Source organism: Nonomuraea ferruginea (assembly GCF_039540635.1).
Classification (GTDB): domain Bacteria; phylum Actinomycetota; class Actinomycetes; order Streptosporangiales; family Streptosporangiaceae; genus Nonomuraea; species Nonomuraea ferruginea.
On sequence record NZ_BAABFD010000026.1, the window covers coordinates 20,983 to 47,103 of the forward strand.

Below are 26,121 nucleotides of genomic sequence, written 5' to 3' on the forward strand. Positions count from 1 at the left end.
GGCCTGTAGGAACAGACCATGAAACGGTTCTCCATCACCGCCATCGCCCTCGCGTGCGCACTCGCCGTGGCGCCGGCCCTCGCCGCGCAGCCGGCCGACGCCGCGGCCAAGCCGAACCTGCGGAGTTGCTACGACGGGAAGTGCACGTTCACCTTCACCAAGCCGGTGAGCTTCCGGGTCTCCGCCACGTACGGCTCCCGCAAGATCCGCGTCTCCAAGGTGGACGCCGAAACGGTGGCCGTGCGGACGACCTCCGTACGCCGGGTCAACGGCCGGGTGTTGACGACCGGCGGCGGCGTCAACCTCGGGGAAGGCGGCCGGGGATCCGTCGGCGGCCTTTCGTTCCGCGTCCTGTCGGTCACCGACCGAGGGGCGACGATCCGCTTCACCGGTTGACGCCGACCGGCCCCCGACGGTTCCAGCGCAGCGCGGTGGCGGCCCAGGTGTAGCCGGTGCCGGCGGCCAGCAGCAGCACGATGTCGTCCGGGTTGAGCCTGCCCGTGCGCGCCGCGCGGTCCAGGGCGAGGAGCGGGTCCACGCCGCTCATGTGTCCGGTGTCGTCCAGATAGAGGGCGCGGTCGGCGGGCAGTCCCAGGGCGGCGAGCAGGCCGTCGTGCATCGAGCGTTTCATGTGCAGGACGCACAGCTGGGCGACGTCGTGCAGCCCGAGGCCGGATCGTTTGAGCGCCCCTTCGGCCACCCGCACGAAGTTGGGCAGCGAGACCCGGTCCAGGCCCTCCTTCATCGAGGCCGGGTCGGACACGTCGATCAGGTGCCGGCCGTTCCTGACCGTGTGCTCGCTGGCGGGCTCGACGCTGCCCCCGGCGGGGACCCGTACCTGGTGGGAGAAGGAACCGTCGGTGATCATCTCGCTTTCAAGCAGTTCGGCGACACCGCCGTCACGGGTGAGCAGCGCCGCGGCGGCGCCGTCCCCGAAGTTGAAGGCGAAGCGGGAGCGGTTGTTGGTGTAGTCGAGCAGGTACGACTCCCGGCTGGCCGCGACCGCGAGCACCCGCCTGAGGTGCGGCTCGGCGACCATCAGGTCCCGGCAGACCCGGAAGGCCACCGGGGTGCCGCAGGAGACGTAGTCGAGCTCAAGGGCGAAGGCGCGGTGCGTGCCGAGCAGGTGGGCGATCCGCGGCGCGGCCTGCCATACGGCGTGGTCCTTCCAGGTCGAGCCGAAGTAGACGACCGCGTCCACGTCGGCGGGGTCGGTCCCGGTCTCGGCCAGCACCTGGGCGCCCGCCTTCGCCGCCATGTCGGTGACGTGTTCGCCGGGTGGCGCGATGTGCTTGCCGCTCAGCCCGAACCGCTCGACGATCACGTCCTCCGGGATTCCGCTCAGGGCCGAGATCTCGGTCGCGGTCATCCGGTGGCGTGGCAGGTAACTCGCGGTTCCGGCGATGCGCACGCTCACGCTTCTCCTCGGGACTCGGTACGGCGGACCAGGGAGACGATGCCTCCGGGCAGGAACATGATCAGAGCGACGAAGAGCACGCCGAGGACGAACATCGGCTCGCTGAGCGGCCCGCTGACCGTGGTCGACAGATCTCCCAGCCGGTGGCTCAGGTAGGTGTAGACGAGGCCGCCGATGAGCGCGCCGGACAGCCGGCCGGATCCGCCGAGCACGACCATGACCAGCAGCCCGAGCGTGAAGGTGGAGTCGGTCACCTCCGCGTGGGCGCCACCGACGATCAGCGCGTAGACCATGCCGCCCAGGGTCGCCAGGAACGACGACAGGGTGAAGGCCATCAGCTTGAACGCGTAGGAGCGCAGGCCCAGCACGGTGACGCGGGTCTCGTTGTCGCGGATCGCCCGCCACACCCGGCCCGGCCGCGAGGCCAGCGCCCAGCGCACCACCACGACGGTCAGCACCAGGAGCGCCAGCGCCAGCCAGTAGCGGTACTTGGCGTTGACCACGCCGACCAGCACGTCGGGCAGTTGCTCGTACGGGAGCGCGAGGCCGAGTTCGCCGCCCGTCACCCGGAACGGGTCCCGCACCACGAAGATCGCTCCGGCCTGGGCGAAGGCCAGGGTCGCCATGGTGAAGGCGATGCCGCCGACCCGCAGGACGACGGCGCCGAGCACCAGCGGCACGGCCACGCCGAGCACCACCACGTAGCCGAGGGCGCCGCCGAGGCCGAGGCCGGTGTTGGTCAGCACCACCGCGGTGGTGTACATGCCGATCGCGACGTACAGCCCGTGGCCGAAGGAGAGCAGGCCGGTGAAGCCGAACAGCAGGTCGTAGGTGATCGCGATGGCGGCCATCACGCACATCAGGGACAGCAGGTGCAGCACGCCGGGGCTGGCGAGCGTCCCGTCGAAGAGCAGGGGGATCTGCACGTCGAGGGCGGGCAGCGCGGCCATCAGCAGGAGCAGTGCCAGCGAGACCGGTCTGACCCACGGGCGCGGGCCACCCAGGATGCGCGCCGTGGCCACCGCCCCGGGGCGGGTCATCTGGTCGGTCATGTGGCGACCCTTCCGAGCAGGCCCTGGGGGCGGATGAGGAGGATGGCGGCGAGCATGAGGACGACGATCAGGTCACCGGCGCCGACCAGGCCGTAGAAGTTGGCGTACTGCTGGAGCAGGCCGACCAGGATGGCGGCCAGGGCGGCGAGCGCTCCGCCGATGGCGAAGACCAGGGTGAACGCCCGGCGTACGTCGATGCCGAGCGCGGTCACCATGGCCCGGTTCTCCACCCCGGCCCGGATGATCAGGCCGTACCGGGTCCTGGCCAGGAAGGCCGACATCGCCAGGTACACGGCCACGGCGACGAGGATCAGCAGGAACCGGTTGTTGGGGATCGGGGCGCCGAAGACCTCGGTCACCTCGTTCATCCAGGCCGGGGTCGCGATCGGGTGGGCGTCGGATCCGAAGACCGACCGGATCAGCGCGGTGATCGCCAGCAGCAGTCCGACGGTCAGCAGCACCTGCGGCACGTGCGATCCGTACAGCCGTCGCAGCAGCGTCGTCTCCATCAGCGCCGCCAGCACGGTGCAGACGACGATCGCGGCCAGCACGCCGAGGGTGAAGCTGCCGGTGGCGTCCACGACGAGCCACGCGGCGTAGCCGCCCATGGTGAGGAACGCGCCGTGGGCGAAGTTCAGCACGTCCATGAGCCCGTAGATCAGCGACAGCCCGGACGCGACGAGGAAGTAGAGCGCCGCCAGGCCGAGCCCGGTGATCGTCAAGAGGATGAAGGTGCTCATGCCCGCGCTCCGGTACGGCAGGCGGCCCGGCGGCCGGTCATCGTGCCACCCCCACTCCGAGGTAGTCGCGTGTTCGTTCGTCGTCGTTGAGCAGCCGGCCCACGTCGCCGGTCCAGACGACGCGACCCTGGTCGAGGATCACCGCGTCCCTGGCCAGGCGGCGGACCAGGTTCAGGTTCTGCTCGACCAGCACGACGGTGACCAGGGTGGCGACGCGCGTGAGGGCGTCGGCCAGGTGGGTCACCAGGTGCGGGGCCAGGCCCTGGCTGGGTTCGTCGATCAGCAGGAGGCGGTTGTCGTTGAGCAGGGCGCGGGCCAGGGCCAGCATCTGCTGCTCGCCGCCGGACATCGTCCCGGCCCGCTGGCGCAGCCGTTCGCGGAGCCGCGGGAAGAGCTCGTACACCAGGTCGTAGTGGTGCGGGCCGCCGGGACGCTCGGCCAGGCGCAGGTTCTCCTGCACGGTGAGGCCGGCGAAGACGTCCCGGTTCTCCGGCACGTAGCCGACTCCCAGCCGGACCACCTCGTGGGTGTGCAGGCGGGAGATGTCCCTGCCCTCCAGCAGGATCTCGCCCCGGCGCTGGACCAGCCCGAGCAGACCGCGCAGGGTGGTCGTCTTGCCGACGCCGTTGCGGCCGAGCAACGCCGTGACGCCACCCGAGCGGACCTCGAACGACACGCCCTGGAGCACGTGCGACTCGCCGAGATGGACGTCGAGGCCGGAGACGGAGAGGATCGTGTCCGGCGTGGTCAAAGCGCCTCCCCGAGATAGGCGGACTGCACGACCTGGTCGGCCATCACGTTGTCGGGCGTGTCACAGGCGAGCAGGGTGCCGTGGTGCATCACGGCCATCCGGTCCGCCAGGGCGATCGCGACGTCCATCCGGTGCTCGACGAGCACGATCGTGGTGCCGTGGGTGTCGCGCACCTGCCTGATCACCTCGGTCAGTTCCGGCACGTCCTCGGCGCTCATGCCGGCCGTGGGCTCGTCGAGGATCAGTACGGCGGGATTGCCGACGATGGCGAGGGCCACCTCCAGCTTGCGTTTGCCACCGTGGGACAGGGCCGCGGCCGGGCCGTCGGCGTGATCGGCGATGCCGACCGTCCGCAGAGCCGCGCGGGCCTGGTCGAGGGCGGGGTCGGTCCGGCGGACGCGCCGCCACAGGGCGAGGCTCCCGCCGAGGTGTGCCTGCGCGGCCAGCCGTACGTTCTCCAGTACGGTCAGCGACGGGAACAGGCTGGTGATCTGGAAGCTTCTGGCCAGGCCGAGCCGCGCCCGGCGGAAGACGGGTTCGTCCGTGATGTCCCGGCCCTGCAGGTGGATGCGCCCGCTGGTCGGCCGGCGCAGGCCGGTGAGCATGTTGAAGAGGGTCGTCTTGCCGGCGCCGTTCGGCCCCAGCACGGCCATGATCTCGCCGCGCCGCACCGACAGGGAGACGTCGCTGAGGATCTGGACCCCGCCGATCGCGACGCCGAGCTCCCGGGTCTCGAGAATGGGCTGCCCGTCGGGGAGCGCGGTCCCGGGCCGCGCTCCCCTCGCCTCATCTGTGGTCACCGGGCTAGCGCTTGATCGGGGTGGTGGGCGGGGCCGCCTGGTCCGGCTGGAGCGTTCCGGTGAGCTGCGGCACGTCTCCGGACAGGGTGGCCTGGAACATCGGCTGGAGCAGCGCGTGGTCCTCGGCGCGGACGGTCATCTCACCCTTGGGCCCGAGGAACGTCCAGCCTTCGAGACCGCTGATCATCTTGTCGACGTCGTCACCCTGCTCGATGGCGCGTACCAGCATCTGGGCGGCGGTGAACCCGTCGGTGTGGAAGATGTCCGGCTTCTTGCCGAGCGTGGTCGCCATGGCCTTGGCGGGCTCGTTGTCGGTGGCCTCGGCGAAGTAGTGGGCCAAGAAGTTGATCTTGTCTCCGGCGGGGCCGAAGGAGCTGAACGTGGCACGGTCCGCCAGGCCCGTCACCACCTTGGTGTGCTGGAAGACGTCCTGCTGGGCGAGGGTCTGCCACATGTTCGCCGCGGTGTCACCGGCCCAGGCGACGAAGAGCAGGTCGGGCTCGGCGTCCACGATCTGCCGGGCGAACGGGGTGAAGTCGGCGGTCTTCAGCGGCACCAGCACCGGGGTGACGGTCGCGCCGCCCGCCTCGCCGAGCACGGCCTGAACGGCGGCCACGTTGGCCTGGCCGAAGGCGTAGTCCTGGGCGAAGACGACGACCTTCTTGCCCTGCACACCGTCCACCACGGCCTCGGCCACCCGCACGTCCTGCCAGGTCTGGCGGCCGGAGCGGAAGGTGTAGGCGTTGATGCCGGTGACGGTGTCGGCGGCGGCCGCGCCGCTGATGTAGAGGACCTTGTTCTGCGCGGCCAGCGGGGCGAGCTGCATGGCCACGCCGGAGGAGACCGTACCCGCGAGGATCTTGTAGCCCTTGCCGATCAGGTCGGTGGCGACGGCGGTGGCCTTGGCCGGATCGCTGGCGTCGTCGTGGTAGGTCACCTCGACGGCCGTGTCACCGACCTTGCCGGTGCCCTTGGTGGCATAGTCCAACCCGGCCTTGAATCCCTCGGTGAACTGCTGGCCGTAGCCGGCGACCAGCCCGCTGGTGGAGGTCACGAGCCCGACCTTCACCGCCCCTTCCGCCGGGCCGGCGCCCGAGGTGGCGCCTCCGCAGGCCGTGAGGCCGAGGACGAGTAACGCGGCTACTGCGATGCCGGATCGCTTCATGGAGATCTCCTCTTCAAGGGGGGTTAGAGGGCGAACTGGCGGGCCATGACGAGCGCCTCGCCCTGGCACACCACGCGCGTTCCGATCGTCGCGACGGTGCGCAGATCGACCAGTGCCTTCTCAGGGCGGACGGCGCTGATGGTCACTTCGGCTCGCAGGGCGTCGCCCGGCCTGGCATGGCCGTCGAAGCGCAGCTCCTGCTTGAGATACATGGTTCCGTTGCCCGGCAGGTCGGTGCCGAGCAGCGCGGAGAACAGCCCCGCGATCAACGGCTCGGGCACGGCGTCTTCGGCGGTGTCCCCGCTCAGGCTCCGGTATCCGGCGAGATCCTCCTCGGTGAAGGTCCGCTCCAGGTGCGCGCGGCGTCCGACCGCCTGGTCCGGGTCCGCCGACGCGTTCCGGACCGTTCCCGCCGGCGCGGGCCGGGTCTCCGGGGCGGCCGATCGCTTCCCGATGGTCGTGACGGCCTCGCACACGGTCGTGCCGTCGGCCCGGGTCACGGTGAGGTCCAGCTCGTCGGCCGACGCGCGCGCGGTGACCGTGACCCGTTCCCCGGCCCGCGCCGGCGCGGGGAACGTCAGGCGCTGCGTGAGCAGTTCGGCCCCGGGGTGATGGCGGCGCACGGCGGTGCGGATCAGGGCGAACAGGAGCATGCCGTGGGCGACGGTGCCGCCGAACCGGGTCGTCGCGGCGTAGCCGGGGTCCACGTGGAGGGGGTTGTCGTCCCCGGTCAGCGCGGCGAACCGGTCGAAGTCCCGCTGGCCGACGGTGAACGTCTCGCTCCAGGTGACGACCCGCAGCCGGTCCTTGAGTATCTTGCCGGCGGCGTTGCGCGGCAGGGCCTCGACCACCTCGACGTACGCGGGCACCTTGTAGCCGGCCAGCCGTTCGCGGCAGAACGCGCGCACCTCGTCGGGCTCGATCTCCGCTCCCTGCCTGAGGACGAGGTGGGCCTTGCCGGTCTCGCCCCAGCGCGCGTCCGGCACGCCCACCACGGCGGCCTCCGCCACCGCGGGATGGTCGAACAGCACGCGCTCGACCTCGGCCGGGTAGACGTTCTCGCCGCCCGAGATGTACATGTCCTTGACCCGGTCGACGATCGTGTAATAGCCGTCCGCGTCCCGCCGGGCGACATCGCCGGAGCGCAGCCAGCCGTCCTCGGTGAAGGCGGCGGCGGTGACCTCGGGCTGGTTCCAGTAGCCGGGGGTGATGCCCGGGCCGCGGATCAGCAGCTCGCCCTCGTCCGCGGCGTGGCCGTCCTGGTCGATCAGCTTCACCTCGGCGAACAGCTGCGGTTTGCCCACCGAGCCCGCCTTGGACAGGGCGTGGGCCTCGTCGATGAGGAACAGGGTGGGGCCGGTCTCGGTCATGCCCATGCCCTGCCGTACCACGATGCCCAGGCCGGCGAGCTCGCGCAGCAGCGGCACCGGCAGGGCCGCGCCCCCGCAGGCCCAGGACCGCACGCCGGACAGGTCGGTGGCGGCGAAGTCCGGGTGGTCGCGCAGGAGCTGGTACATGGTGGGCACGCCGAAGAAGGCGGTGCCGCGCTCGGCCAGCAGCCGCAGCGCGAGCGCCGGGTCGAACTCGTGCTGCACGATCGCGGCGCCGCCGGCCAGCAGCGTGGGCAGCGTGTAGAGGTTGATGCCGCCGGTGTGGAAGGTCGGCAGCACGTTCAGCGTGGTGTCGGCCGAGGTCAGGCCGATGGCGGTGCCGATGTTGAGATGGTTGGCCACGGCCATGCCGAAGGTCTGGATGACGCCCTTGGGACGGCCGGTGGTGCCGGAGGTGTAGAGCAGGTACCACGGATCGTGCTCGTCGTTCCAGGACCGCCCGGACAGCGGCTCCACGTCGGCGAGGGCCCGCTCGTACGAGGCGCCGAACCGTACGACCTTGGCGTCGAGCCGCTCGGCCGCCTCCGCACGGGCGTCGTCGCAGAGCACCACGGCGGCACCGCAGTCGTCCAGGATGCCGGCCAGCTCGGGCACCGACAGCCGCCAGTTCAGCGGGACCAGCAGCGCGCCGATCCGCCCGCAGGCGATCAGCAGCTCGATCACCCCGACCCGGTTGCCGCTCAGCACGGCCACCCGCTCGCCGGGCCGCACGCCGAGCCCGTCACGCAGGTGCCGGGCCATCCGGCCGGCGCGGTCGGAGGCCGTGGCGTAGTCGAACTCACGCCCGCTGAGCGTGTCGACCAGCGCGGTCGCGCCGGGGCTCAGCTCGGCGCGGGCGCCGAGCACATCGGGCACTTTCACATCCGCTCCCTCGTAAATCGCATCGCTCAGCTCGCGGAGAGAACCTCCGGCCCTCTCAACATGAGACGTGATTCACGTACAAGCTAGGGTTGTCCCTCGTACGGGTCAATAGCTACATGAGAGATGATTCAGCTAATATGTTGAGACCATGACGGACACCGAGACCGACGTGACCGCTTCCCCCGAGATCCTCACGAGCGCGCGTGGCACGCCACTGTCCAAGCGCGGGGAGCGCACACGCAGAAAGCTGCTCGACGCGGCGGAGCAGGTCTTCGCCGCGCTCGGCTACTACGACGCCTCCATCGTGAAGATCACCGAGGCGGCCGGGGTGTCACAGGGCACCTTCTACATCTACTTCGAGGGCAAGCAGCAGATCTTCGACGAGCTGGTCGCCGATCTCAACCGCCGGGTCAGGCACGCGATGTCCGAAGCGGCCGCGCAGGGCCACAGCCGTGCCGAGCGTGAGCGGCTGGGCTTCGGCGGATACTTCCGGTTCACCGCCGAGCACCCCGCCCTCTACCGGATCATCCGGCAGGCCGAGTTCGTCTCCCCCGACGCGATGCACCAGCACTACGCGAAGATCGCCGAAGGCTACATGGAGGGGCTCCGTCACGCGATGGACACCGGCGAGGTCGTCCGCGCCGATCCCGAGGTCCTGGCCTGGGCGCTGATGGGCGTGGGCGAGCTGATCGGCATGCGCTGGATCCTGTGGGACGGCCCTGAGCCGAAGCGAATCCCGGAGGACGTCTTCGCGGAGATGTACGCCTTCATCACCCGCGGCCTCGGCACCCCCTCCGAACCGATCCCGGGATGAGCGACCCCGCGTGGCGCGCTAGGCGCGTGGCTTGTCCAGGCCGGTCAAGCGGGTCAGGGTCGCGAGGCCGTCGTCGGTGCCCGGCCAGTGCCGGCGGACCGCCTCCAGGCCGGCGCGGCGGACCACCGAGCGCAGCACCATGGTGACGACGATGACGTCGTCGGCATAGCCCAGCACGGGGATGAAGTCGGGCACCAGATCCAGGGGCAGGGCCAGGTAGGCCAGCAGCAGCGCCAGCCGTACGCGCACGCCGCGCGGCAGGCCGGGGTCGGCGGCCAGGCGGCGCACCAGGCGCAGCACGTCGGGCAGCAGCCGCAGCGCCTCGCGCAGCAGGCCGCCCCGGGGACGGACGATCGCCAGCGTGGCGATCAGCGCCAGCCAGGCGACCAGGAGCGCGGCCACGATCCCGATCAGCAGGTCCCATCCCCACGATCCGGTCATGTCCGCTCGCCTTCCCCCGAATCCGGCTCGGCGACACCCTCGGCCGATCCTAGCCACGGGACCGGCGGCCGGCCGCCCCCGGCCCGGGGGCGGCCGGCTTCCGATCAGTTACTCGTGGCCGGCTTCACGATCTCCAGCTGGTGCAGCCGAACCCGCTCGCGCAGACTCGGTGCCGGTCGTCGCCGGTGTTGCGGTTCATCTCGGTGCGAGTGGTGCCCTTCTTGGACAGGTCCGCCACGACCCATTCCTCGCCGTTCTTGTACCAGCCGTACGGCGTCTTCACCTGCCTCGTCTCGGTCAACGTCACCTTGCCCGCGGAGCCGGTGGTGCTGACCTTGAAGGCTCCCCATCGGGCCGCGCACGCCGCCGAGTGGACGAGCTGGAACTCCAGATAGGAGTCGATCCGTACGCGCTCCAGGATGGTCTGGTCCGCGGTGCAGCCCATCGTGGAGGGGTTCTTGCCCACGCAGGACGCCCCGGAACAGCCTGCGGCGGCCTGGGCGGAGGTGGCGGCGACGCCGCCGAGCGCGGTGACGGCGAGGGCCGTCGCGAGTGCGGCGCGGCCGAGTGTGAGCAGCTTCATCATGACTTCCAAGAGGTGCAGACGTAGTAGCAGGCCTGGTGGCGGTCGCCACTGGTGTTCTGGTTCATCGGGGTCCACTTCGTGCCGGCGCCGTTGGAGTGGCTGACGGTCTGGACCCGCTGGTTGTACCAGCCGTACGTGGTCTTGATCTGCCGGACGGCCTTCACCACCGAGGAGCCGCAGCACGAGCTCTCGTCGACCCCGACGGCCCAGTAGGCGGAGCACTTGGCGGACCTCATCAGGCGGACGCTCTTGCTCCAGTCGCCGGTCGAGGCGATGGCCATGCGCTCGGCGTCGTCGTCGCAGCCGTAGGTGGCCGGGTTCTTGCCGACGCAGGTGGCTCCCTTGCAGGACAGCGCCGTGGTGGCGCCCGATGGTCCGCCGGTGAAGGCGAGGGTCGTGCACGCCAACGCCATCGCGGCGAGCGCGCGTCCGATCGTGGTGCCGGTGGGCATGGTGTCTCCTTATTGTCAGCGGTTGATGTCGCGCAGGGCCTGGTCGAACACGTTGCGGTACAGGACCGAACTGCCTTCCTTCGTGGGGTGGAAGGACTGCTGGGAGATCACGGACTCGTCCGGGCTCTCGCCCTGCGTACGGTCCGCGATCACGCGGTGGATGGCCTCCGGCTCCCCGCACACCCCGCGGCCCGCGAACTCCTCACGGGGGTCGGCGAAGGACACGACCGCGCCGGTACTGGCGGAGGCGGCGGCCGCGGCCCCGCGCAGGGTGTCGTTCAGGACGCCGGCCATCTCGCCGAGCCAGAGGGCGGTGGGCAGGCCGATGCGGGGGAAGCAGTCGCCGTCGAACAGCCGCGGGTAGCCCATCAGGACGATGGCCGCGTTCGGGGCCTTACGGTGGATCGCCAGCAGGGTGTCGCGGACGGCGGGGCCGACGACGTCGTTGATCTGCCGGGGAACGGATTCGCCGAGCGGGACGCCGCCGTCCTCCTCCAGGGCGGTCTCCTTACAGGGATCCAGACTGAGCCGGGAGATGCAGTGGGTGAGGATCGCGCTGAAGCGGGCGTCGTTGCCGCCGACGGACAGGGTGACGAGCGTGGTGTTCTCGTCCAGATAGCCCTTGTCGAGCTGGGCCGGCTCGCGGAACTGCCCCTCGTCGGTCAGGTTGCCGGTGACCGCGCCTGAGCAGGCGTGGAACTGGTGCTCCAGGCTCGGGTCCCAGGTGTCGTGCCGCTCGCCGATGCTCAGGGCCGGACGGTCGGTGAGACTGCCCGCTCGCGACCAGGCGTACGTGGAGCGGTGACAGGCGTTGCCGTACTTCCAGAGGTAGTCGGGGTCCTTGTAGACGCCCTCGACGCCGCCGCCGTCGCTGTCGGTCTCGGTGTAGTAGTCGTGCTGCGCCGCCGTCGAGGCTCCTTCGCCGGAGGCGTAGGAGTCGCCCAGCGAGACGATCTGGTGCCTGGGCTTGGAGCTCAGGGGCTGGAAGGCGATGGCGTCCCAGGCGATCCGCTGTTCGCCGTCGCCGTCATCGGTGAGGTTGGACAGGGAGACGGAGGGCACGCCGCCGAAGTCGAAGACGCCGAGGGAGACCCAGCGGTGCTGCCGGACGCGTTGCAGGACCGCGCGTTCCCGCCGGCCGTCCCCGGTGTCGACCGTGTAGACGGCCTGCTGGGTGGCGGCGTTGTGGTCGGGGATGTGCACCATCACCCGCGCCCACTGGCGGAGTGTGCGGCCGAGGGTCCAGGTGCCGGTGACGCGGTAGGAGCCTTCGGAGGGCGGGCGGGTGTTGGCGAACCAGAAGTGGCCGCCGAGCCCGCCTCCGGCCTGATGGAAGTCGATCTTCGAGCGCTCCTGCCCTTCGCCGTCCTTGGCGAAGTTCAGCGCGAACGAGCCCGCGTTGGTGAAGCGACGGCCGCAGCCGGGCCGCACCGAGGCGACCGTGTCGGGCACGTCGTCGATGATCAGCGAATCGGCCGGGACGGCGTTGCTCCCGTTGAATCCGGTGGTGAAGGGGTCGCAGTTGGGCCGGAAGTGCTCCACCGGCATCTTCTTCTCCTCGACCTCGCCTGGATGGAGGGCGAACTCCGGTTCGGGATAGTCGGTCGGGAAGCGCATGTTCTCGTTGCCGCACTCGACGTCGCAGTGCTCCTTCCAGGTAGCCGGCTTGTGCCACCAGCAGCGGAAGTCCGTCCTCAGGCAGGGCTGGGCGGCGGGGGCGCAGGAGTTGCTGCTGTCGCAGAACAGGGTCCGGGGCGGCTTCACGCGCTCGCGCACGGGCTGGGTGACCCACCACGCCTGGTTGTATCCCGAGTGCGTCGAGTCATCGCGGAAGTCGTACTTGACGATGGGGTGGGCGGCCCAGCCCATGACCTTCTCCGGGTACGGCCATCGCTGCGGGTTGGCGGCGTCGGACTGACTCTTCTCCAGGAACGGCTCGCGGTTGGGCGGGTAGTCGGCGTTCATCGGGTTGTTGGACCAGCCGAGGCCCCAGTTCCCGTACTGGTCGGTGCAGGTCGGGCTGGGCCGGCAGCCGGTCTCGTTGCCGAAGCGCGCGTCGGGCTGGAAGCCGCTGTTGTAGACCCACACGGCGGCGAACCAGTTCTCCAGCTTCGCCGGGTCAGCATTGTTGATCTTGATGTGGTCGTAGACCTGGTTCCACTTGTCCTGGAGGATGCGCAGCCCCGCGGCGATGTTCGTGGCGTAGTCGAGGGCGATGGCCCGCTGGGTGGTCTCGGCCTGGTCGCCCTTGCGCATGCCGGTGGTGACCTGCGCGACGCCGTACCCGCAGTCGGCCTCCCGCCAGCGGATGCTCCAGCCGTCGTCGGAGGCGCGCCTGCCGTAGTAGTCGCCGATCAGCGGGTTGCCGGTGACCCCTTCCAGGGCGTGCCAGGACGCCTGCCACAGGTTGGACTCCTGGGCCAGGATGCCGAGCATGATCTGCGCGGGCACCCGGCCGCCGCCCTTGAGCTGAAGGGGCGGGAGCAGGCCCTGTGGTGACCAGGACGGCAGCCCCGACTGGTTCCAGTTGGAGGGCCGCGGCGTCGTGAGCGCGCCCTGCACGGCGAGGTTGACCGCCCACTCGACCTGCTTCCAGTGCGGTTGCAGCGCTTGCCGGCGGGCGTCGTTGCGCGGGATCGCACAGGGCTCGACGGGGTCGTCGGTCTGGAGAGCGGGCCCCTCTGCCGCTCGCGCGCCGGTCCCGGTCCGCGGGCCCCCGGGGACGAGCGCGAAGTCGAGGCCGGCTCCGGTTCGGGCCACGCGCGCCTTGAGCGTCACCCGTGAGGGGGAACCCGGCGTTCCCAGGCGCGTGCCGGTCTGGGAGAGGAACAGCGCGCCGCCCGTTGAGACCTCGTCGTGCGCGCCCGCCGCGACCTGCACGACCTGGCCGGGCAACTCGCCGACCTCGGTGGGACGGCCGGTCAGGTAGGCCCTGCCGTCGGCCCCTGCTGCCAGGCCCAGCCGGGTGAGCGGGCCCTTGGCCAGTTGCTTCGGCCGCTCCCCGCCCGCGGGCAGGTGCTCGACGGTCGCCAGGTCGTCGCCGTGGGCGGCGAGGAAGGTCAGGCTGCCGTCACGGTGCGGACGCAGGTGGCTCGGCGTGCCCTCCAGACGGGCGTACGGGCGTACCTTCCCCGAACCGGAGACCTCGACCAGGCCGTCGCCCGCCACCGCCACGATCGCGTCCCCCATCGGGACCGCCGAGGTGGCCTGGCCGGGCACCTCGACCGGGGCGGCGGTCTTGCCGGTCGCCGCGTCCACCAGGTGCAGCCGGGTGGCGGTGCTCTCCTTCCCGCCCGCCTGGGCGAACACGGCGCTCTCGCCGGCGCCGCATCCCGGGCTGTGGTACGCGAGGCTCGCGTGCAGTCCCAGTTTGGTGATCCGTCCGGACTCCAGGTCCACCAGCGCGGTGAACGCGCCACGCTGGAAGAGCGCCTCGGAGTTGGTGAACTGACGTGGCGCGTAGGCCACCACCGCCCGCCTGGCCGAGCCGGTGAGGCAGACGTTGCCGATCCACCTGTCCGTGTCGAAGCCGCCCTCGGACAGCGTCGCCGCGGTCCGCCACCGGTAGCCCTCGGAGGCTCTGGCGACCAGGAGGTGGAAGCCGGTGGAGTCGCCCGTGGCGGTCCAGGCCAGGTCGTCGGAGCCGGACCAGCCCGAGCCGAGCAGCTCGTCCCGCCGGTCAGGGGGGACGGACCCGAGCGGCTTCTCGACGGCGGCCGAGGCCGGCGCCGTGAGGGGTGCGGCCGGCACGGTCAGCACCGAGGCCAGCACGGCGCCCGCGAGCGCGGTGAGCAAGAGCGGAGTACGCACCGCTACCACCGGGCGTACGTCTGGAGGCGGACACGAGTCGGGTCCATCGGGCTCCGTTCGCTGAAGGTGAGGGCGGCCGGCGCGCGCCCTGGCCTGGGCGACGACGCTCGATCCGTCCGGAGATGTGGAGGTTCGAAACCGATCTCTGCGAACCGGCCCCATCGTGACCGCGTAGTCGTGAGGATGCCGTGAGAGATCCGTGAGTCGGGCCGGGAAGGCGGTGGCGGTGCTGAGGTTCAGAGTGCTGGGCGCGGTGGAGGCGCGATGCCGGGAGGACGTCGTGCCGATGCCACCGAAGGTGCGGCGTCTCATGGCCGCGGTGCTGTCGCGGCCGAACACCGTGGTCGGGGCGACGGACCTGATCGAGGCCGTGTGGGAGTCGGCTCCGCCGGCCTCCGCCCGCGAGAGCCTGCGCATCTACGTCCACCGGCTCAACCAGGCGCTCGGCGCCTCACGGGTGACCACCGCGGCCTCCGGCTACCTGCTCACCGTCGGCGACGACGAGCTGGACTCCCTGGAGTTCGAGCGGACCGTACGGCACGGCAGGGAGCTGATCGACCGCGGCGACCTGACCACCGGGGCGGCCACGCTCGGCCGCGGCCTGCGGATGTGGCGTGGCCCGGCCTTCGCCGAGCTGCAGACGCTGGCCGTGGTGCGGGAGGAGGCGACCCGCCTGGACGAGCTGCGGCTCACCGTGACCGAGGAGCGCTTCGACGCCGAACTCACCCTGGGGCGCCACGGCGAGATCGTCGCCGAGCTGAAGCCGGTGGCTCTCGCCCACCCGTTGCGCGAGAAGCTGCGCGCCCAGCTGATGACCGCCCTGTGGGGTGACGGCCGGCAGGCCGAGGCGCTGGCCGCCTACCGCGACGCCGCCGAGTTCCTGGCACGTGAGCTCGGCCTCGATCCAGGACCCGAGCTCCGCGACCTCCAGCAGCGGATCCTCCGTCAGGAGACGTACCCGTCGCGGCCCCGTGGATCGGCGCCGGCCGTGGTACCGGCGCAGCTGGCCCCGCCGAACTCCGCCTTCACCGGACGCGCGCGAGCGGCCCGCGCGCTGGACGGACTGGTCGCCCCCGGGAGCCCGGCGCCGGTGGCGATCGTCAGCGGCATCGCCGGAGTCGGCAAGACCGCGCTGGCCCTCGACTGGGCCCACCGGAACGTGTCACGCTTCCCCGACGGCCAGCTCTTCGCCGACCTGCGCGGCTACGACCGCCTGGCCGGACCGGTCGCCCCGCACGACCTGCTGGGGCGGTTCCTGCGCGCGCTGGGCGTCAACAGCGAGCAGATCCCCGCCGACCCCGACGAGCGCGCGGCGCTCTACCGCAGCGTCCTGCACCCGCTGCGGGTGCTGATCCTGCTGGACAACGCGGCTTCGGCGGCCCAGGTCCGGCCGCTGTTGCCGGGCGCGCGGGGCTGCCGCGTGGTGGTCACGGCCAGGCCCCGGCTGGAAGACCTCCTCATCGAGTACGGCGCGGCGGCCGTCCCCCTCTCGCCCCTGGACGACCGGGAAGCCGTGGACCTGCTCGCCGGCGTGCTCGGCACCCCATGGGTCGAACGGGAACGTAAGGACGCCGAGCGGCTCGCCCGGCTGTGCGACGGCCTCCCCCTGGCTCTGCGGCTGACGGCCGCCCGGCTGACCAGCAGCAGGACCGGCACGCTCGCGGAGCTGGTCGCGCAGCTGGCTGACCGGCAACGCCGGCTCGACCTCCTGAGCGGGGAGGAGCTGCAGGTCCGCAGCGGCTTCGAGCTGTCCTGCCGCGACCTTCCCGCACCGGTGACGCGGGCCTTCCGGCTGCTGAGCCTGCTCGACGCACCCGGCGGGCTGGCGGCCTGGCATCTCGCGGCGCTGCTGGACCAGCCGGACCTGTCCGAAGCGGACGCCCTGCTGGACGAGCTGGTCGACGCGCAACTGCTGCAGCCCCTGGGCGTGGACTGCGTGGGGCAGCGGCGCTTCCGCTTCCACGATCTCGTACGGCTCTACGCCGCCGAGCGCGCCGAGGCGGACGAGCCGGAAGAGGAGCGGCACGCGGCCACCCTCCGCGCCTTCGGAGCCATGCTGGCGCTCACCGCCCACGCCGACAGAGCCTTCCGCGGCGAGGACATCGACGAGGTCCAGGGCACCTGCGCACGCTGGTTGCCCGGCGACCACGCGTCGCTCGTCCCCGAGCCGATGCTCTGGCTCGACGCCGAACGCCTCAACCTGTCCGCCATGGTCCGGCAGGCCGCCCGCGCGGGCTGGTCCGAGCCGTGCTGGGAGCTGACCGCCACCGGCTCGATGCTGCGGCAACGGCGCGGCTACCAGGACGACCAGCTCGCCGACTACGAGCTGGCCCTGGAACTGTGCCGCCGGGAGGGGAATCTCCGCGGCACGGCCGCCCTCCTCCTGAGCCACGGCGGCCTCCACCACCAGATGGGCAACCTGTCGCTCGCGGCCGCGTGCGCGAGCGAGGCCGTCGACCTGTACGAGCGCCTCGGCGACAAGCGCGGGCACGCGCTGGCCCTGGCCGACTCCGGCGTCGCCCACCGCGTGCTCGCCGACTGGGAGCCGGCTCTGGCGGCGTTCGAGCGGGCCTTCGAGATCTTCGAGGACCTCGGGGACCTGGCGTCAGCCGCGTACGTGCTGTTCCATCTGGGGGCCCTGCACCTACGACGCGATCACTTCGGCGAGGCGCAGGCCGCGGCCGAACGCGGGCTCGCCCTGTTGCCCCCGGGGATTCCCGAGCTCGAACTCCACCTGCGCCGCACGCTCGGTGATTCCTACCTGCGCCAGGGCCGGGTCGAGGAGGCCCATGACATCCTGACCGACGTCCTGGCGAGCGCCCGCGCGCGGCGCGACCTCTTCCAGGAAGCCGAAGCGCTGCTCGTCCTGGGCGAGACCGAGGTGGCGGCCGGTCGTCCCGCCCAGGGCAGGGCCACCCTCACCCTGGCTCTGGAGCAGGGCCGCCAGCTCAACGGGAAGAACTTCGAGGGGCGGGTGCACCTGGCCCTCGGCCACATCGTCGACGGCCGGCACATAGAGCATCTGGAGACGGCGGCCGAGATCTTCGCCGCGGCCAACGCCCCCGCCTGGCACGCCAAGGCCATGGCCGCCCTCACGACGCACCGGCGCTGACCTCAGGAGCGCTCGACGCGGACGGCGACTCCGTCGAGGATCAGCTCCAGCCCGAGCGAGAAGTCCGCGTCGGCGATCGTCGCGTCGGGGGTGTCGGACGGCAGCGTCTCGAACAGCGCCGAGGCGAACAGCCGGGCCGTCTCGGGGAAGCGTCCGGGGTCGACGAGCCGGACCAGCGCGCGGCCGTAGTCGCGCTCGGCGTCGGCCTGCCCCCGGCCCTCGGCGGCCCTGCCCTCGGCGAGCTCGCTGTATTGCCGCACCCACTGGACCACGTAGCCGTTGATCAGCGTCAGGATGCCGACCTTGTGCGCCCAGTCGAGGCGGGTGCGCGCCAGGATGGCGAGCCCGGCCTCCATCCAGGCGATCTGGTTGGGGCCGGAGGGCGGCCCGGAGGCGGGCACGCGCGTCAGCCACGGCCGCCGCCAGGACACCGCGCGCAGCGCGAAGGCCCAGTCGCGCAGCCCTTCGCGCCAGTCGTCGGTGTCGAGGTCCGGAGGCGTGCCCGAGGCGGCGTCGGCCATGAGCGTGAGCAGCTCGTCCTTGGACCCGACGTGGCGGTAGAGCGACATCCCCGTGAAGCCGAGGCTCTTGGCGACCTTGGGAATCGTCACGCCGCCGAGCCCGTCACGGTCGGCGATCTCCACGGCCGCGGCGACGATCAGGTCGACGTCGAGGGCCGCGGGCCGCCCGAGACGCGAGGACTCCGGCATCCGCCACAGCCTGCGCAGCGCCGCCGGTATGTAGTCCTCGCTGGTCATGGCTCCCTTGTTCACCCCCGGAGAGTCAGGCCCCATCATGCCAGAACCTTCTTTAGTATATATGTGATACTTTCTCGCTGAAACTAAATCTCGGGGAGAGGGACGTACATGAGCGTCGACGCCGCGTCGCGGACATCGAGAGGGCCGGTCCCGCGCGCCGAACGCGCCCTCGCACCGGATCTGGCCAGGGGCGCGATGCTGCTGATCATCGCGCTGGCCAACGTCGCCGGGGTCGTCTTCGCCGGGCAGCCCGGCCTCGACCCCGACCCGGAAGGCGCCGAGGCCGGGCTCACCTTCCTGCTCTTCGAATTTGTCCACGCCCGTGGGTATCCGGTCTTCGCCGTGATGTTCGGCTACGGAGTCGTCCAGCTCGCCCGCCGCCAGGACGCCTCCGGCGCCACGCCGCGGCGGGTCCGCTCGGTGCTGTTGCGCCGCAACCTCTGGCTCGTGGTCTTCGGGTTCGCACACGCCGCGCTGCTGTACTACGGCGACTTCCTCGGCGCGTACGGGGTCGTCGGGATCGTGATGACCCTGGTGCTGCTGCGCCGGGGCGACGGGTTCCACCGGATCGTGCTGGTGATCTGGGCGGTGGCGGCGGTCCAGGTCCTGGTCATGGGCGCCACCGTGGTGAGCGGCATCGTCGGGGGTCCCGGTGGGTCGGCCCCGCTGCCGGCGATCCCGATCGGCTCCCTCACCGCTCCGGGCTACCTGGAGTCCATGTCGGCTCGCCTCGGCGAATGGCCGTCGCACACGCTGACCGTCCTGCCCTTCATCCTGATCGCCTGGCTGGGCATGTGGGCCGCCCGCCGCCGCGTCCTCGAAGAGCCGGCCCGTCACAGGACCCTGCTCATATGGACCGCCGTCCTCGGGCTCGGCCTCGCCGTCGCCGGAGGTCTCCCGGCCGCCCTGGTCAGCGCCGGATGGCTGCACGTCGACGAGCCGGCCGCCGCTCTGGCGCTGACGCTCCACGGCGCCAGTGGCATGTTCGCCGGCCCGGGTTACGTGGCGGTCTTCGGTCTGATCGCCATGCGGGTCACCCGGCCCGGCCCCGTCGTCGGCGCCCTCTCGGCCCTGGGCCGGCGCTCCCTGTCGGGATACCTGTTCCAGTCGGTGGCCTGGCTCGTCCTCCTGGCGCCCTTCACGCTCGACCTCGGCGACCGTCTCGGCAGTCCCACGGTGACCGGCCTGATCATCGCGGTGGCCGTCTGGCTCGCGACCGTGCTGCTCGCCCGCCTTCTCGACGAGCGCGGACGGCCGGGCCCCGCCGAGTTCGTCCTGCGCCGCCTGACCTACGGCCCTCGGACGTAGTCGATGTCGAGGACGCTCCGGCCGCTCCGACCTACCCGCGAACAGACCAATGGTTCCAAGGAGCGGACATGTCACGGAACATCGAGACCGTCACCACCTATCTGGACGGTTTCCGTAAGAACGATCACGAACAGATCCTGTCCTGCCTGACCGACGACATCGAGTGGACCGTCTTCGGCGCCTTCCGCCTGACCGGCAAAGACGCCTACGACAAGGCCATCGACGGCCCGCCCGGGCTCATCGACCCTCCCCACCTGGAGGTGGTGCGCATGGTCGAGCAGGGCGACGTCGTGATGGCGGAGCTCACCGGGACGGTCCAGCGGGCCGCGGGCGGTGAGCTGCGCATGTCCATGGCGGAGGTGTTCGTCATGCGCGACGGCAAGATCGCCGAGCGTCGGGCCTGGGTCATCGAACTGAAGGAGAACGACCACCGCTGATGTACGTTTCACCGGTCCTCACCGGAGTGCGCTCGCGTCGTCCCTGATCAGCGGCGAGTGAGGGTCTGACGACGCCTGCGGGAAGGGAGAGATCTGGCCGCGACGGCGGCGGGCGGATACCGTCCGGTCGGGCGCGTCCAGGCACGGCACCGCGGGACGCGGGTGTCGCGAGCCCGGACGCGCTCCGACGAAGCCCCGTCACTGGAGCCGACATGCCAGCAAAGCGCCGGGCAGCCCCCGCGTCGCTCGCCTTGTCCCTGCTACTCCTCGCCCCCCTCACCGCGATCGCCCCACCGGCCACGGCCGCGACGCCGTCGTCCGTCACGGACGGCGGCGTGCCGCTCGAATCGATCAACACGACCACGACCCAGGTCGCCTTCGGACTGCGGCGCCCCACCGCGATCGCCACGCCCGACGACGGGACGGACCGGCTGCTCATCACCGAGAAGCGCGGCACCGTACGCGTCTACCACCCGGACACCGGTCTTGAGCAGACCCCGATCATCGACATCACGTCGTCCGTGGACGAGTCCGGCAACGAGCGGGGGCTGCTCGGCATCGCCCTGCCGCCCGACTTCGCCGAGAGCCAGGACCTCTACCTGGCCTACACCGCGCTGCCCGACGGCGCCGTGACCCTGGCCCGATACAGCCTGGACGAGGCGGAACTCGAACCGCTGCTGTCCCAGGAGCACGCCGAGCACAGCAACCACAACGGCGGCCAGATCACCTTCGGCACCGACGGCAACCTGTACATGAGCATCGGCGACGGCGGCGGTTCCGGCGACCCGTTCGACTCCGGGCAGCGCGTCGACACCCTGCTGGGCAAGATCCTCCGCGTCGACGTCAGCCGGAGCTGCGGCGACCTGGAGTACTGCGTCCCCGAGGACAACCCGTTCGTCGGCGTGGCGGGCGCCCGCGAGGAGATCTGGATGTACGGCGGGCGCAACCCCTGGCGCTTCTCCGTCGACCCCGCGGACGGCTCGATGTGGATCGCCGACGTCGGCCAGGGCAGGTGGGAGGAGATCAACCACGTCAAGCCCGGACGGCAGGCCGGCGCGAACCTCGGCTGGTCCTGCTACGAAGGACTGGAGGTGTTCGACGCGGACCAGTGCCGCTCCGGCGCCGCCTACACCAAGCCGGTCTTCACCTACTCCCCGTACACCGGCAGTTGCGCGGTCATCGGCGGGCAGGTGTACCACGGCGAGGAGTTCGCCGATCTGGTCGGCGGCACCTACATCGCCACGGACTACTGCTCCTCCATCGTGTGGGCGGTGCGCGAGGACGGCGCGGGCGGCTACTCCGTGGCGGAGATCGGCCAGATGCCCACGCAGGTCACGGCGTTCGGGGCCACCACGGAGGGCGAGCTGTACGTCGTCAACGACCTGCCCGGCGGCCTGCACCGCGTCTCGTTCGAGCGCGCGGAGCCGACCTGCCGGATCGGGTACACGACCCAGGTCTGGGGTGGCGGCATGACCGTCGACCTCACGATCACCAACACCGGCAGCACCCCGATCAACGGCTGGACGCTGCGGTTCTCCATGGCCCGGGGCCAGTCCGTCATCTCCGACTGGAACACCGACCTCACGCAGGGCGGCGACATCGTGACCGCGGTCAACGCCGGGCACAACGGCTCCATCGCCCCCGGCCAGAGCGTCACCATGGGCTACCTGGCGAGCCATACGGGCGACGCGTCCCTGCCGACCCGGTTCTCGCTCAACAGGGACGCCTGCGCCGTCGTCCGCCGCTGACGGGAAGGGCTACGCCCGCGACCCCAGGAGGGCCACCGTCTCGCTCCGGTCGGGCGCGCCGATGGCCGTGAACAACGCGTGCGCCCGGGTCCAGAGACGTGCGGCCTGCCCGTCGTCGCCTTCCCGGCTGCGGGCGTGGCCGAGGATCGTCAGGGCGCGGGCGTACTGCAGGCGTTGCCCCGAGCGCCGGGCCAGGCCGATGGCCCGCTCGCACGCCCGTACGCACTCCTCGCCGTCGCCCGCCGCCAGGTGGACGGCGGCGAGCAGGACGTGCGCGCGGGGCAGGTTGAGCGGGTTGGCGGTGAGCGCGCGTTCGAGCGCCTGGCCGGCCTCCTTCCGCGCGTCCTCGTACCGGCCCTGACGGAAGTGGGCGCCGGCGCGCTCCAGCAGCACCTCGTCCAGGTCGGTGCCGGTGCGCTCGGCGAGCCGCGCGGCGGCGTCGAGGTGCGCGAGCGCGTCGTCCGTCCGGCCCAGCTCCGTCTCCACGGCGGCCGTGCCGGTGAGCGAGGCGATCTGGCACCGCCTGTTCTCGACCTCCTCGGCGATGCCCAGGGCCCGGGTGAAGGCGTCGATCGCCCGCTCGTGGCGGCCGGCGTCGCGGTGGACCCAGCCGAACGTCTCGTGCGTCACCGCCTCGGCGTACCGCAGGCCCGCGGTCTGGGCCAGGGCCAGCGCCTCTTCGAGGTACGCGAGCGCGTCGGCGAGCCGGGCCTGCTTCTGGCGGACCAGGGCGAGGTTGACCAGTGTCAGCGTCCGCAGGTGCGTGTCGCCTGACCGCTCGGTCAGGGCGAGGCAGGCGAGCAGGCACTCCTCGGCGCGGTCCAGCCGGGCCAGCATGAGGTTGGCCGAGGCCAGGTTGTTGAGGCCGCGCGCCTCGCCGCGGACGGACCCGAGCTCGCGATGGATCTCCACGGCCCGCTGGTAGAGAGGGATGGCCCGGCGCGGCTCCCCGAGCTGTTTGAGCACCACGCCGCGGCTCTGCAGCACCGAGGCCTCGCCCTGGGACCAGCCGGCCAGCCGGCACAGCGCCTGCGCCCGTTCCAGGAAGCCCATCGCGCCCTTGAGGTCGGCGGTGAGCAGGCGGGCCCGGCCGATGGAGTAGCACATCGCCGCCTGCCCCCTGAGGTCGCCGTCGCGCTCGGCGGCGGCCAGCGCGGTCTCCGCCAGGCGCAGCCACTCCGCCCGGGTCCGCCGGTGCTGCAGGACGTCGGTCATGGCCTCGGCCAGCAGCCAGGCGTACGGCCGCGCCCCGGACGCGATCACCCCGGTGAGGTTGTCCCACTCGGTGTCCAGCCAGCCGAGCGCCTGCGCGGCGGTGGCGAAGGCCGTCGCGTCCCGGCCCGGCGTCTCCGGGACCTCGAAGCCGGCCACCGTCAGAGCGTCGACGGTGGTGGACAGGTAGTGGTCGAACAGCCGCCGGACGGCGGCCTCCCGTTCGGCCTCGGAGTCCTCCGCGAGAGCGCGCTGGGCCGCGTACTCCCCCACCAGATCGTGCGCGGCGAAGCGGCGCGGGCCGATCTCCTCGATCAGGTGGATCCGCGCCGCCGTGCCGAGCAGGACCTCCGCCCGCTCGCGGTCCGTGCCCGCCAGGGCGGCGACGGCCGCGGCCGAGATGCCGGCGCCCCGGGCCAGGCCGAGCAGGCGGAACACGCGCTGCGCCGGCGCGGGCAGCGCCCTGTACGACAGGTCGAGCGCGGCGCGCACGGCCACGCTCTCGTCGCCGTCCACCCGCAGGCGCACCAGCCGCCCCCGCTCCGCGAGCTCGCGCACGTAGTCGGCGATCCTCCGGTGTTCGTGGTCGCCGATCCAGGACACGGCGATGGAGAGCGCCAGCGGGGAGTGGTCGCAGAGCGCCACGAGCTCCCGCGCGGCCTCCGGCTCCCGGCGCAGCCGCTCCTCGCCGACGCCCGCGGAGATCAGCCGCAGCGCCTCCCCGGGCTCCAGCACGCCGAGCGTGAGCCGTTCGACGCCGTCCAGGGCCACCAGGCCGCCCAGGCGGTGGCGGCTGGTGATGACGACCCGGCATCCGGGGTCACCCGGCAGCAGCGGGCGGATCTGGTCCGGCTCGGCGACGTCGTCCAGCACCAGCAGCACGCGCCGGCCCGCGAGCAGCGAGCGGTACAGCGCGATCTGCGCGTCCAGCTCGACCGGGATGTCCTTCGCCGCCTGGCCGAGCCCCTGCAGCAGCAGCGGCAGCGCCTCCGACGGCGGCATCGGCGCGCGCCGGTCGAAGCCCCGCAGGTCGAGGAAGAGCTGCCCGTCCGGGAAGAGCCCGGCCCGCCGGTGCGCCCAGTGGAGCGCCAGCGCGGTCTTCCCGACGCCGGCGGGGCCGACCAGGAGCGTCACCCGGCCCGCGTCCATCCGCGGCAGCTCCGCCTCGCGGCCGACGAAACGGCCGGTGTCGGGAGGCAACTGCCGGGGAACCGGCGCCGGCCGCGCGGCGGGGTCCTCTTCGAGGATGCTCTGGTGCAGCGACTGCAGGTCGCGGCCCGGTTCGACGCCGAGTTCGCGTACGAGCCGGTCACGGAACTCCCGGTAGACCCGCAGCGCCTCGGGAAGGCGTCCGCCCCGGTGCAGCGCCAGCATGAGCAGGCCGTGCGGGCGCTCCCGCAGCGGCTGCTCGGCCACGACCCTCGCCAGCCCGGCGATGACCGCCTGATGACGCCCCACCGCCAGCTGGGCGTCCGCCCGGCCCTCGATCGCCTCGGTCCTCAGCTCGTCGAGCCGGTGCCGCTCCGCCTCGGCGACGGGTCCGCCCAGATCCGGGTACGGGTCGCCGCGCCACAGTTCGAGGGCCCGGTCGTACGTGGTGATCGCCTCGGCGTGCAGGCCGTCGCCCGCCTCCCTCCGCGCCGTCGCGACCAGGGCGGCGAACTCGTCGGCGTCCACGTCGACGGCCCCGGCGGGGACCAGATAACCGGGGCTCCGGGTCACGATGACCTCAGCCGCCCCGAGCGCCCGGCGCAGCTCCGCGATCAGGGCGCGTACCCTGGCCGCCGCCGACGGCGGCAGATCCTCGCCCCAGAGGCGTCCGGCCAGCCGCTCCACCGACACCACGCGACCGGCGTCGAGCAGGAGGCCCGCCAGCAGCGCGCGCTGCCTGCCGGTCAGGCGCACCGCCCGGCCGTCCACGACGACCTCCAGGGGACCGAGGAGGAGGACGCGGGCACCCTTCCGACGCACACCGGCAGACGCTAGTGCAGCGCCCACGCGAGAGCAATCTCGCCTGTGGCCGATCCGTGCGGGATCCATGCGCCGGCCATGCGGGCGGGTGTCATCGTCTGTCCAGAGTTCCCCGCGAAGATTGGCGCTGACGAACGGATGAGGCCGCGACTGAAGACCCTGGCGTGGGAGCGGGCCGGAGACGAGCTGCGGCTCGTGTACGACCCCCGCGACCGGCTGGTGCTCCCCGACCCCGACGGCACGGTGGAGAAGCTCCTCCACCTGCTGCGGGAGGGCGGCCGGACCGTCGCGGAGCTCGCCGGCGAGCTGTCGCTGCCGGTCGCCGACGTCTCGGCCGCCGTGGCCGCGCTGGACGCCGAGCGGCTGCTGGAGGACGGCGACCGCCTGGGCGAGCTCGGACCGGGCGACGCCGAACGCCACTTCAGCAACCTGGCCTTCCTCGAGTCGTTCGGCACCCTCGGAAGCAGCCGCGAGGACCTGCTGCGGCGGCTCCGCGAGTCGCACGTGCTGGTGCTCGGCACCGGCGGGCTGAACTCCAACACCATCCCCCACCTCGCCGGGCTGGGCGTCGGCAGGATGACGCTCCTCGACCGGGACACCGTGGACCCGCGCAACTTCGCGCGGCAGTACCTCTACCGCTGGGACGACGTCGGCTCCCGCAAGGTGGCGCGCGCCGCGGACTGGGTCCGCGCCTTCGACCCGTCCATCGAGGTCGAGGCGATCGACCTGGGCGTCGAGAGCCCGGAGCAGCTGGACGAGCTCGTCGGGCGTACCCGGCCCGACGTCGTGGCCTCCGGCATCGACCGGCCGAACGAGATCGACCTGTGGGTCAACGCGGCCTGCGTGCGGCACGGGGTGCCGTTCGTCAGGGGCGGCATGTGGGTCACCTCGGGCACGGTCTGGTCGGTCGCGCCGGGGGTCAGCGCCTGCCGCGCCTGCGTGCCGCCGACCGCCGATCCCGACGCGCCGGACCTGGCCGCGATCCGCCTCTACCGCGACGGGGCCCGGCCGAACCGCGGCATCGGCCCGGTCGCCGGCCTCCTGGGCGCGTACGGCGCGTTCGAGGTCCTGCGCTATCTGACCGGATTCGAGCCACCGGCGTACGCCGGTCGGCCGCTCATCGTCGACTTCGCGGGCGGTTGCGCCACGAGTCGTACCGAGTGGCCCCGCAATCCCGACTGTGACGTGTGCGGAGGGAGGTGACCTGAATGAAGATCGAGATCGTGCGGATCGAGAACACCCGCCTGACCGTGGACGCGGACCCGGGGTCGGACTCCTGATGATCCGGGGCCGCG

At 72.0% G+C, this 26,121-nt stretch carries 20 protein-coding genes; 7 read left to right on the forward strand and 13 right to left on the reverse strand.

From position 1 onward, the window contains the following. Positions 1–18: 18 nt before the first annotated feature. On the forward strand, positions 19–396 hold the full coding sequence (locus ABD999_RS37480) for a hypothetical protein (protein WP_148035708.1): 378 nt from the start codon (positions 19–21) through the stop codon (positions 394–396). On the opposite strand, the gene ABD999_RS37485 is transcribed toward ABD999_RS37480, so the two are convergent. From ABD999_RS37485 to ABD999_RS37515, 7 genes are read right to left on the reverse strand one after another with little or no spacing between them, the layout of a single operon-like run. Beyond that, positions 386–1,417 carry a 3-oxoacyl-ACP synthase gene (locus tag ABD999_RS37485; RefSeq protein WP_271279287.1) on the reverse strand — a complete coding sequence of 344 codons (1,032 nt, stop codon included), beginning with the start codon at positions 1,415–1,417 and terminating at the stop codon, positions 386–388. The genes ABD999_RS37480 and ABD999_RS37485 overlap by 11 nt on opposite strands. Further along, positions 1,414–2,469: a branched-chain amino acid ABC transporter permease gene (locus ABD999_RS37490; RefSeq protein WP_148035710.1), complete on the reverse strand. Its 1,056-nt coding sequence runs from the start codon at positions 2,467–2,469 to the stop codon at positions 1,414–1,416. The genes ABD999_RS37485 and ABD999_RS37490 overlap by 4 nt, the downstream gene beginning before the upstream one ends. Further along, positions 2,466–3,209 (reverse strand): branched-chain amino acid ABC transporter permease, encoded by a 744-nt coding sequence (locus ABD999_RS37495; RefSeq protein WP_271279288.1) that lies wholly within the window; start codon positions 3,207–3,209, stop codon positions 2,466–2,468. Before ABD999_RS37495 ends, ABD999_RS37490 begins: the two co-directional genes overlap by 4 nt. Before the next feature lie 37 nt (positions 3,210–3,246). After that, complete coding sequence (locus ABD999_RS37500; RefSeq protein WP_271279289.1) at positions 3,247–3,960, reverse strand: ABC transporter ATP-binding protein; 714 nt, start codon at positions 3,958–3,960, stop codon at positions 3,247–3,249. Then, positions 3,957–4,760, reverse strand: coding sequence for an ABC transporter ATP-binding protein (locus ABD999_RS37505; protein WP_271279290.1), 804 nt, complete (start codon positions 4,758–4,760; stop codon positions 3,957–3,959). Before ABD999_RS37505 ends, ABD999_RS37500 begins: the two co-directional genes overlap by 4 nt. Before the next feature lie 4 nt (positions 4,761–4,764). Continuing rightward, positions 4,765–5,925 (reverse strand): substrate-binding domain-containing protein, encoded by a 1,161-nt coding sequence (locus ABD999_RS37510; RefSeq protein ID WP_271279291.1) that lies wholly within the window; start codon positions 5,923–5,925, stop codon positions 4,765–4,767. A 23-nt stretch (positions 5,926–5,948) separates the two neighbouring features. Further along, positions 5,949–8,177: an AMP-binding protein gene (locus ABD999_RS37515; protein WP_271279292.1), complete on the reverse strand. Its 2,229-nt coding sequence runs from the start codon at positions 8,175–8,177 to the stop codon at positions 5,949–5,951. Positions 8,178–8,325: 148 nt separating this feature from the next. On the opposite strand from ABD999_RS37515, the gene ABD999_RS37520 reads away from it, so the two are divergent. Beyond that, positions 8,326–8,991: a TetR/AcrR family transcriptional regulator gene (locus ABD999_RS37520; RefSeq protein ID WP_271279293.1), complete on the forward strand. Its 666-nt coding sequence runs from the start codon at positions 8,326–8,328 to the stop codon at positions 8,989–8,991. An 18-nt stretch (positions 8,992–9,009) separates the two neighbouring features. On the opposite strand, the gene ABD999_RS37525 is transcribed toward ABD999_RS37520, so the two are convergent. The 4 genes from ABD999_RS37525 to ABD999_RS37540 form a co-directional block, all read right to left on the reverse strand. Next, complete coding sequence (locus ABD999_RS37525; RefSeq protein WP_219549627.1) at positions 9,010–9,432, reverse strand: YkvA family protein; 423 nt, start codon at positions 9,430–9,432, stop codon at positions 9,010–9,012. 124 nt (positions 9,433–9,556) lie between these two features. Further along, the gene (locus ABD999_RS37530; RefSeq protein WP_148035715.1) at positions 9,557–10,018 is read right to left on the reverse strand and encodes a DUF2690 domain-containing protein; all 462 of its coding nucleotides are present in this window, start codon (positions 10,016–10,018) and stop codon (positions 9,557–9,559) included. Continuing rightward, the gene (locus ABD999_RS37535; protein ID WP_271275500.1) at positions 10,015–10,470 is read right to left on the reverse strand and encodes a hypothetical protein; all 456 of its coding nucleotides are present in this window, start codon (positions 10,468–10,470) and stop codon (positions 10,015–10,017) included. The genes ABD999_RS37530 and ABD999_RS37535 overlap by 4 nt, the downstream gene beginning before the upstream one ends. A 15-nt stretch (positions 10,471–10,485) precedes the next feature. Then, positions 10,486–14,280 carry a golvesin C-terminal-like domain-containing protein gene (locus tag ABD999_RS37540; RefSeq protein ID WP_271275501.1) on the reverse strand — a complete coding sequence of 1,265 codons (3,795 nt, stop codon included), beginning with the start codon at positions 14,278–14,280 and terminating at the stop codon, positions 10,486–10,488. A 226-nt stretch (positions 14,281–14,506) separates the two neighbouring features. On the opposite strand from ABD999_RS37540, the gene ABD999_RS37545 reads away from it, so the two are divergent. Beyond that, the gene (locus ABD999_RS37545) at positions 14,507–17,392 is read left to right on the forward strand and encodes an AfsR/SARP family transcriptional regulator (RefSeq protein WP_271275502.1); all 2,886 of its coding nucleotides are present in this window, start codon (positions 14,507–14,509) and stop codon (positions 17,390–17,392) included. 2 nt (positions 17,393–17,394) lie between these two features. Here the strand turns inward: ABD999_RS37545 and ABD999_RS37550 are convergent, their stop codons facing one another. Then, on the reverse strand, positions 17,395–18,150 hold the full coding sequence (locus ABD999_RS37550; protein ID WP_271275503.1) for a TetR/AcrR family transcriptional regulator: 756 nt from the start codon (positions 18,148–18,150) through the stop codon (positions 17,395–17,397). Between the two features lie 108 nt (positions 18,151–18,258). Here ABD999_RS37550 and ABD999_RS37555 point away from each other — a divergent pair, with 108 nt between their 5' ends. From ABD999_RS37555 to ABD999_RS37565, 3 genes are all read left to right on the forward strand, one after another. Further along, positions 18,259–19,458, forward strand: coding sequence for a DUF418 domain-containing protein (locus ABD999_RS37555; RefSeq protein ID WP_271275504.1), 1,200 nt, complete (start codon positions 18,259–18,261; stop codon positions 19,456–19,458). A 68-nt stretch (positions 19,459–19,526) separates the two neighbouring features. Continuing rightward, complete coding sequence (locus ABD999_RS37560) at positions 19,527–19,895, forward strand: nuclear transport factor 2 family protein (protein ID WP_271275505.1); 369 nt, start codon at positions 19,527–19,529, stop codon at positions 19,893–19,895. 212 nt (positions 19,896–20,107) lie between these two features. Next, positions 20,108–21,643: a PQQ-dependent sugar dehydrogenase gene (locus ABD999_RS37565; RefSeq protein ID WP_271275506.1), complete on the forward strand. Its 1,536-nt coding sequence runs from the start codon at positions 20,108–20,110 to the stop codon at positions 21,641–21,643. A 9-nt stretch (positions 21,644–21,652) separates the two neighbouring features. On the opposite strand, the gene ABD999_RS37570 is transcribed toward ABD999_RS37565, so the two are convergent. Further along, positions 21,653–24,826 (reverse strand): AfsR/SARP family transcriptional regulator, encoded by a 3,174-nt coding sequence (locus ABD999_RS37570; RefSeq protein WP_271275507.1) that lies wholly within the window; start codon positions 24,824–24,826, stop codon positions 21,653–21,655. A 138-nt stretch (positions 24,827–24,964) separates the two neighbouring features. Between ABD999_RS37570 and ABD999_RS37575 the strand changes: the two genes are divergently transcribed. Next, entirely contained in the window at positions 24,965–26,029 is a 1,065-nt protein-coding gene (locus ABD999_RS37575; protein ID WP_271275508.1) for a HesA/MoeB/ThiF family protein, read from the forward strand. The last annotated feature ends 92 nt before the right edge of the window (positions 26,030–26,121 follow it).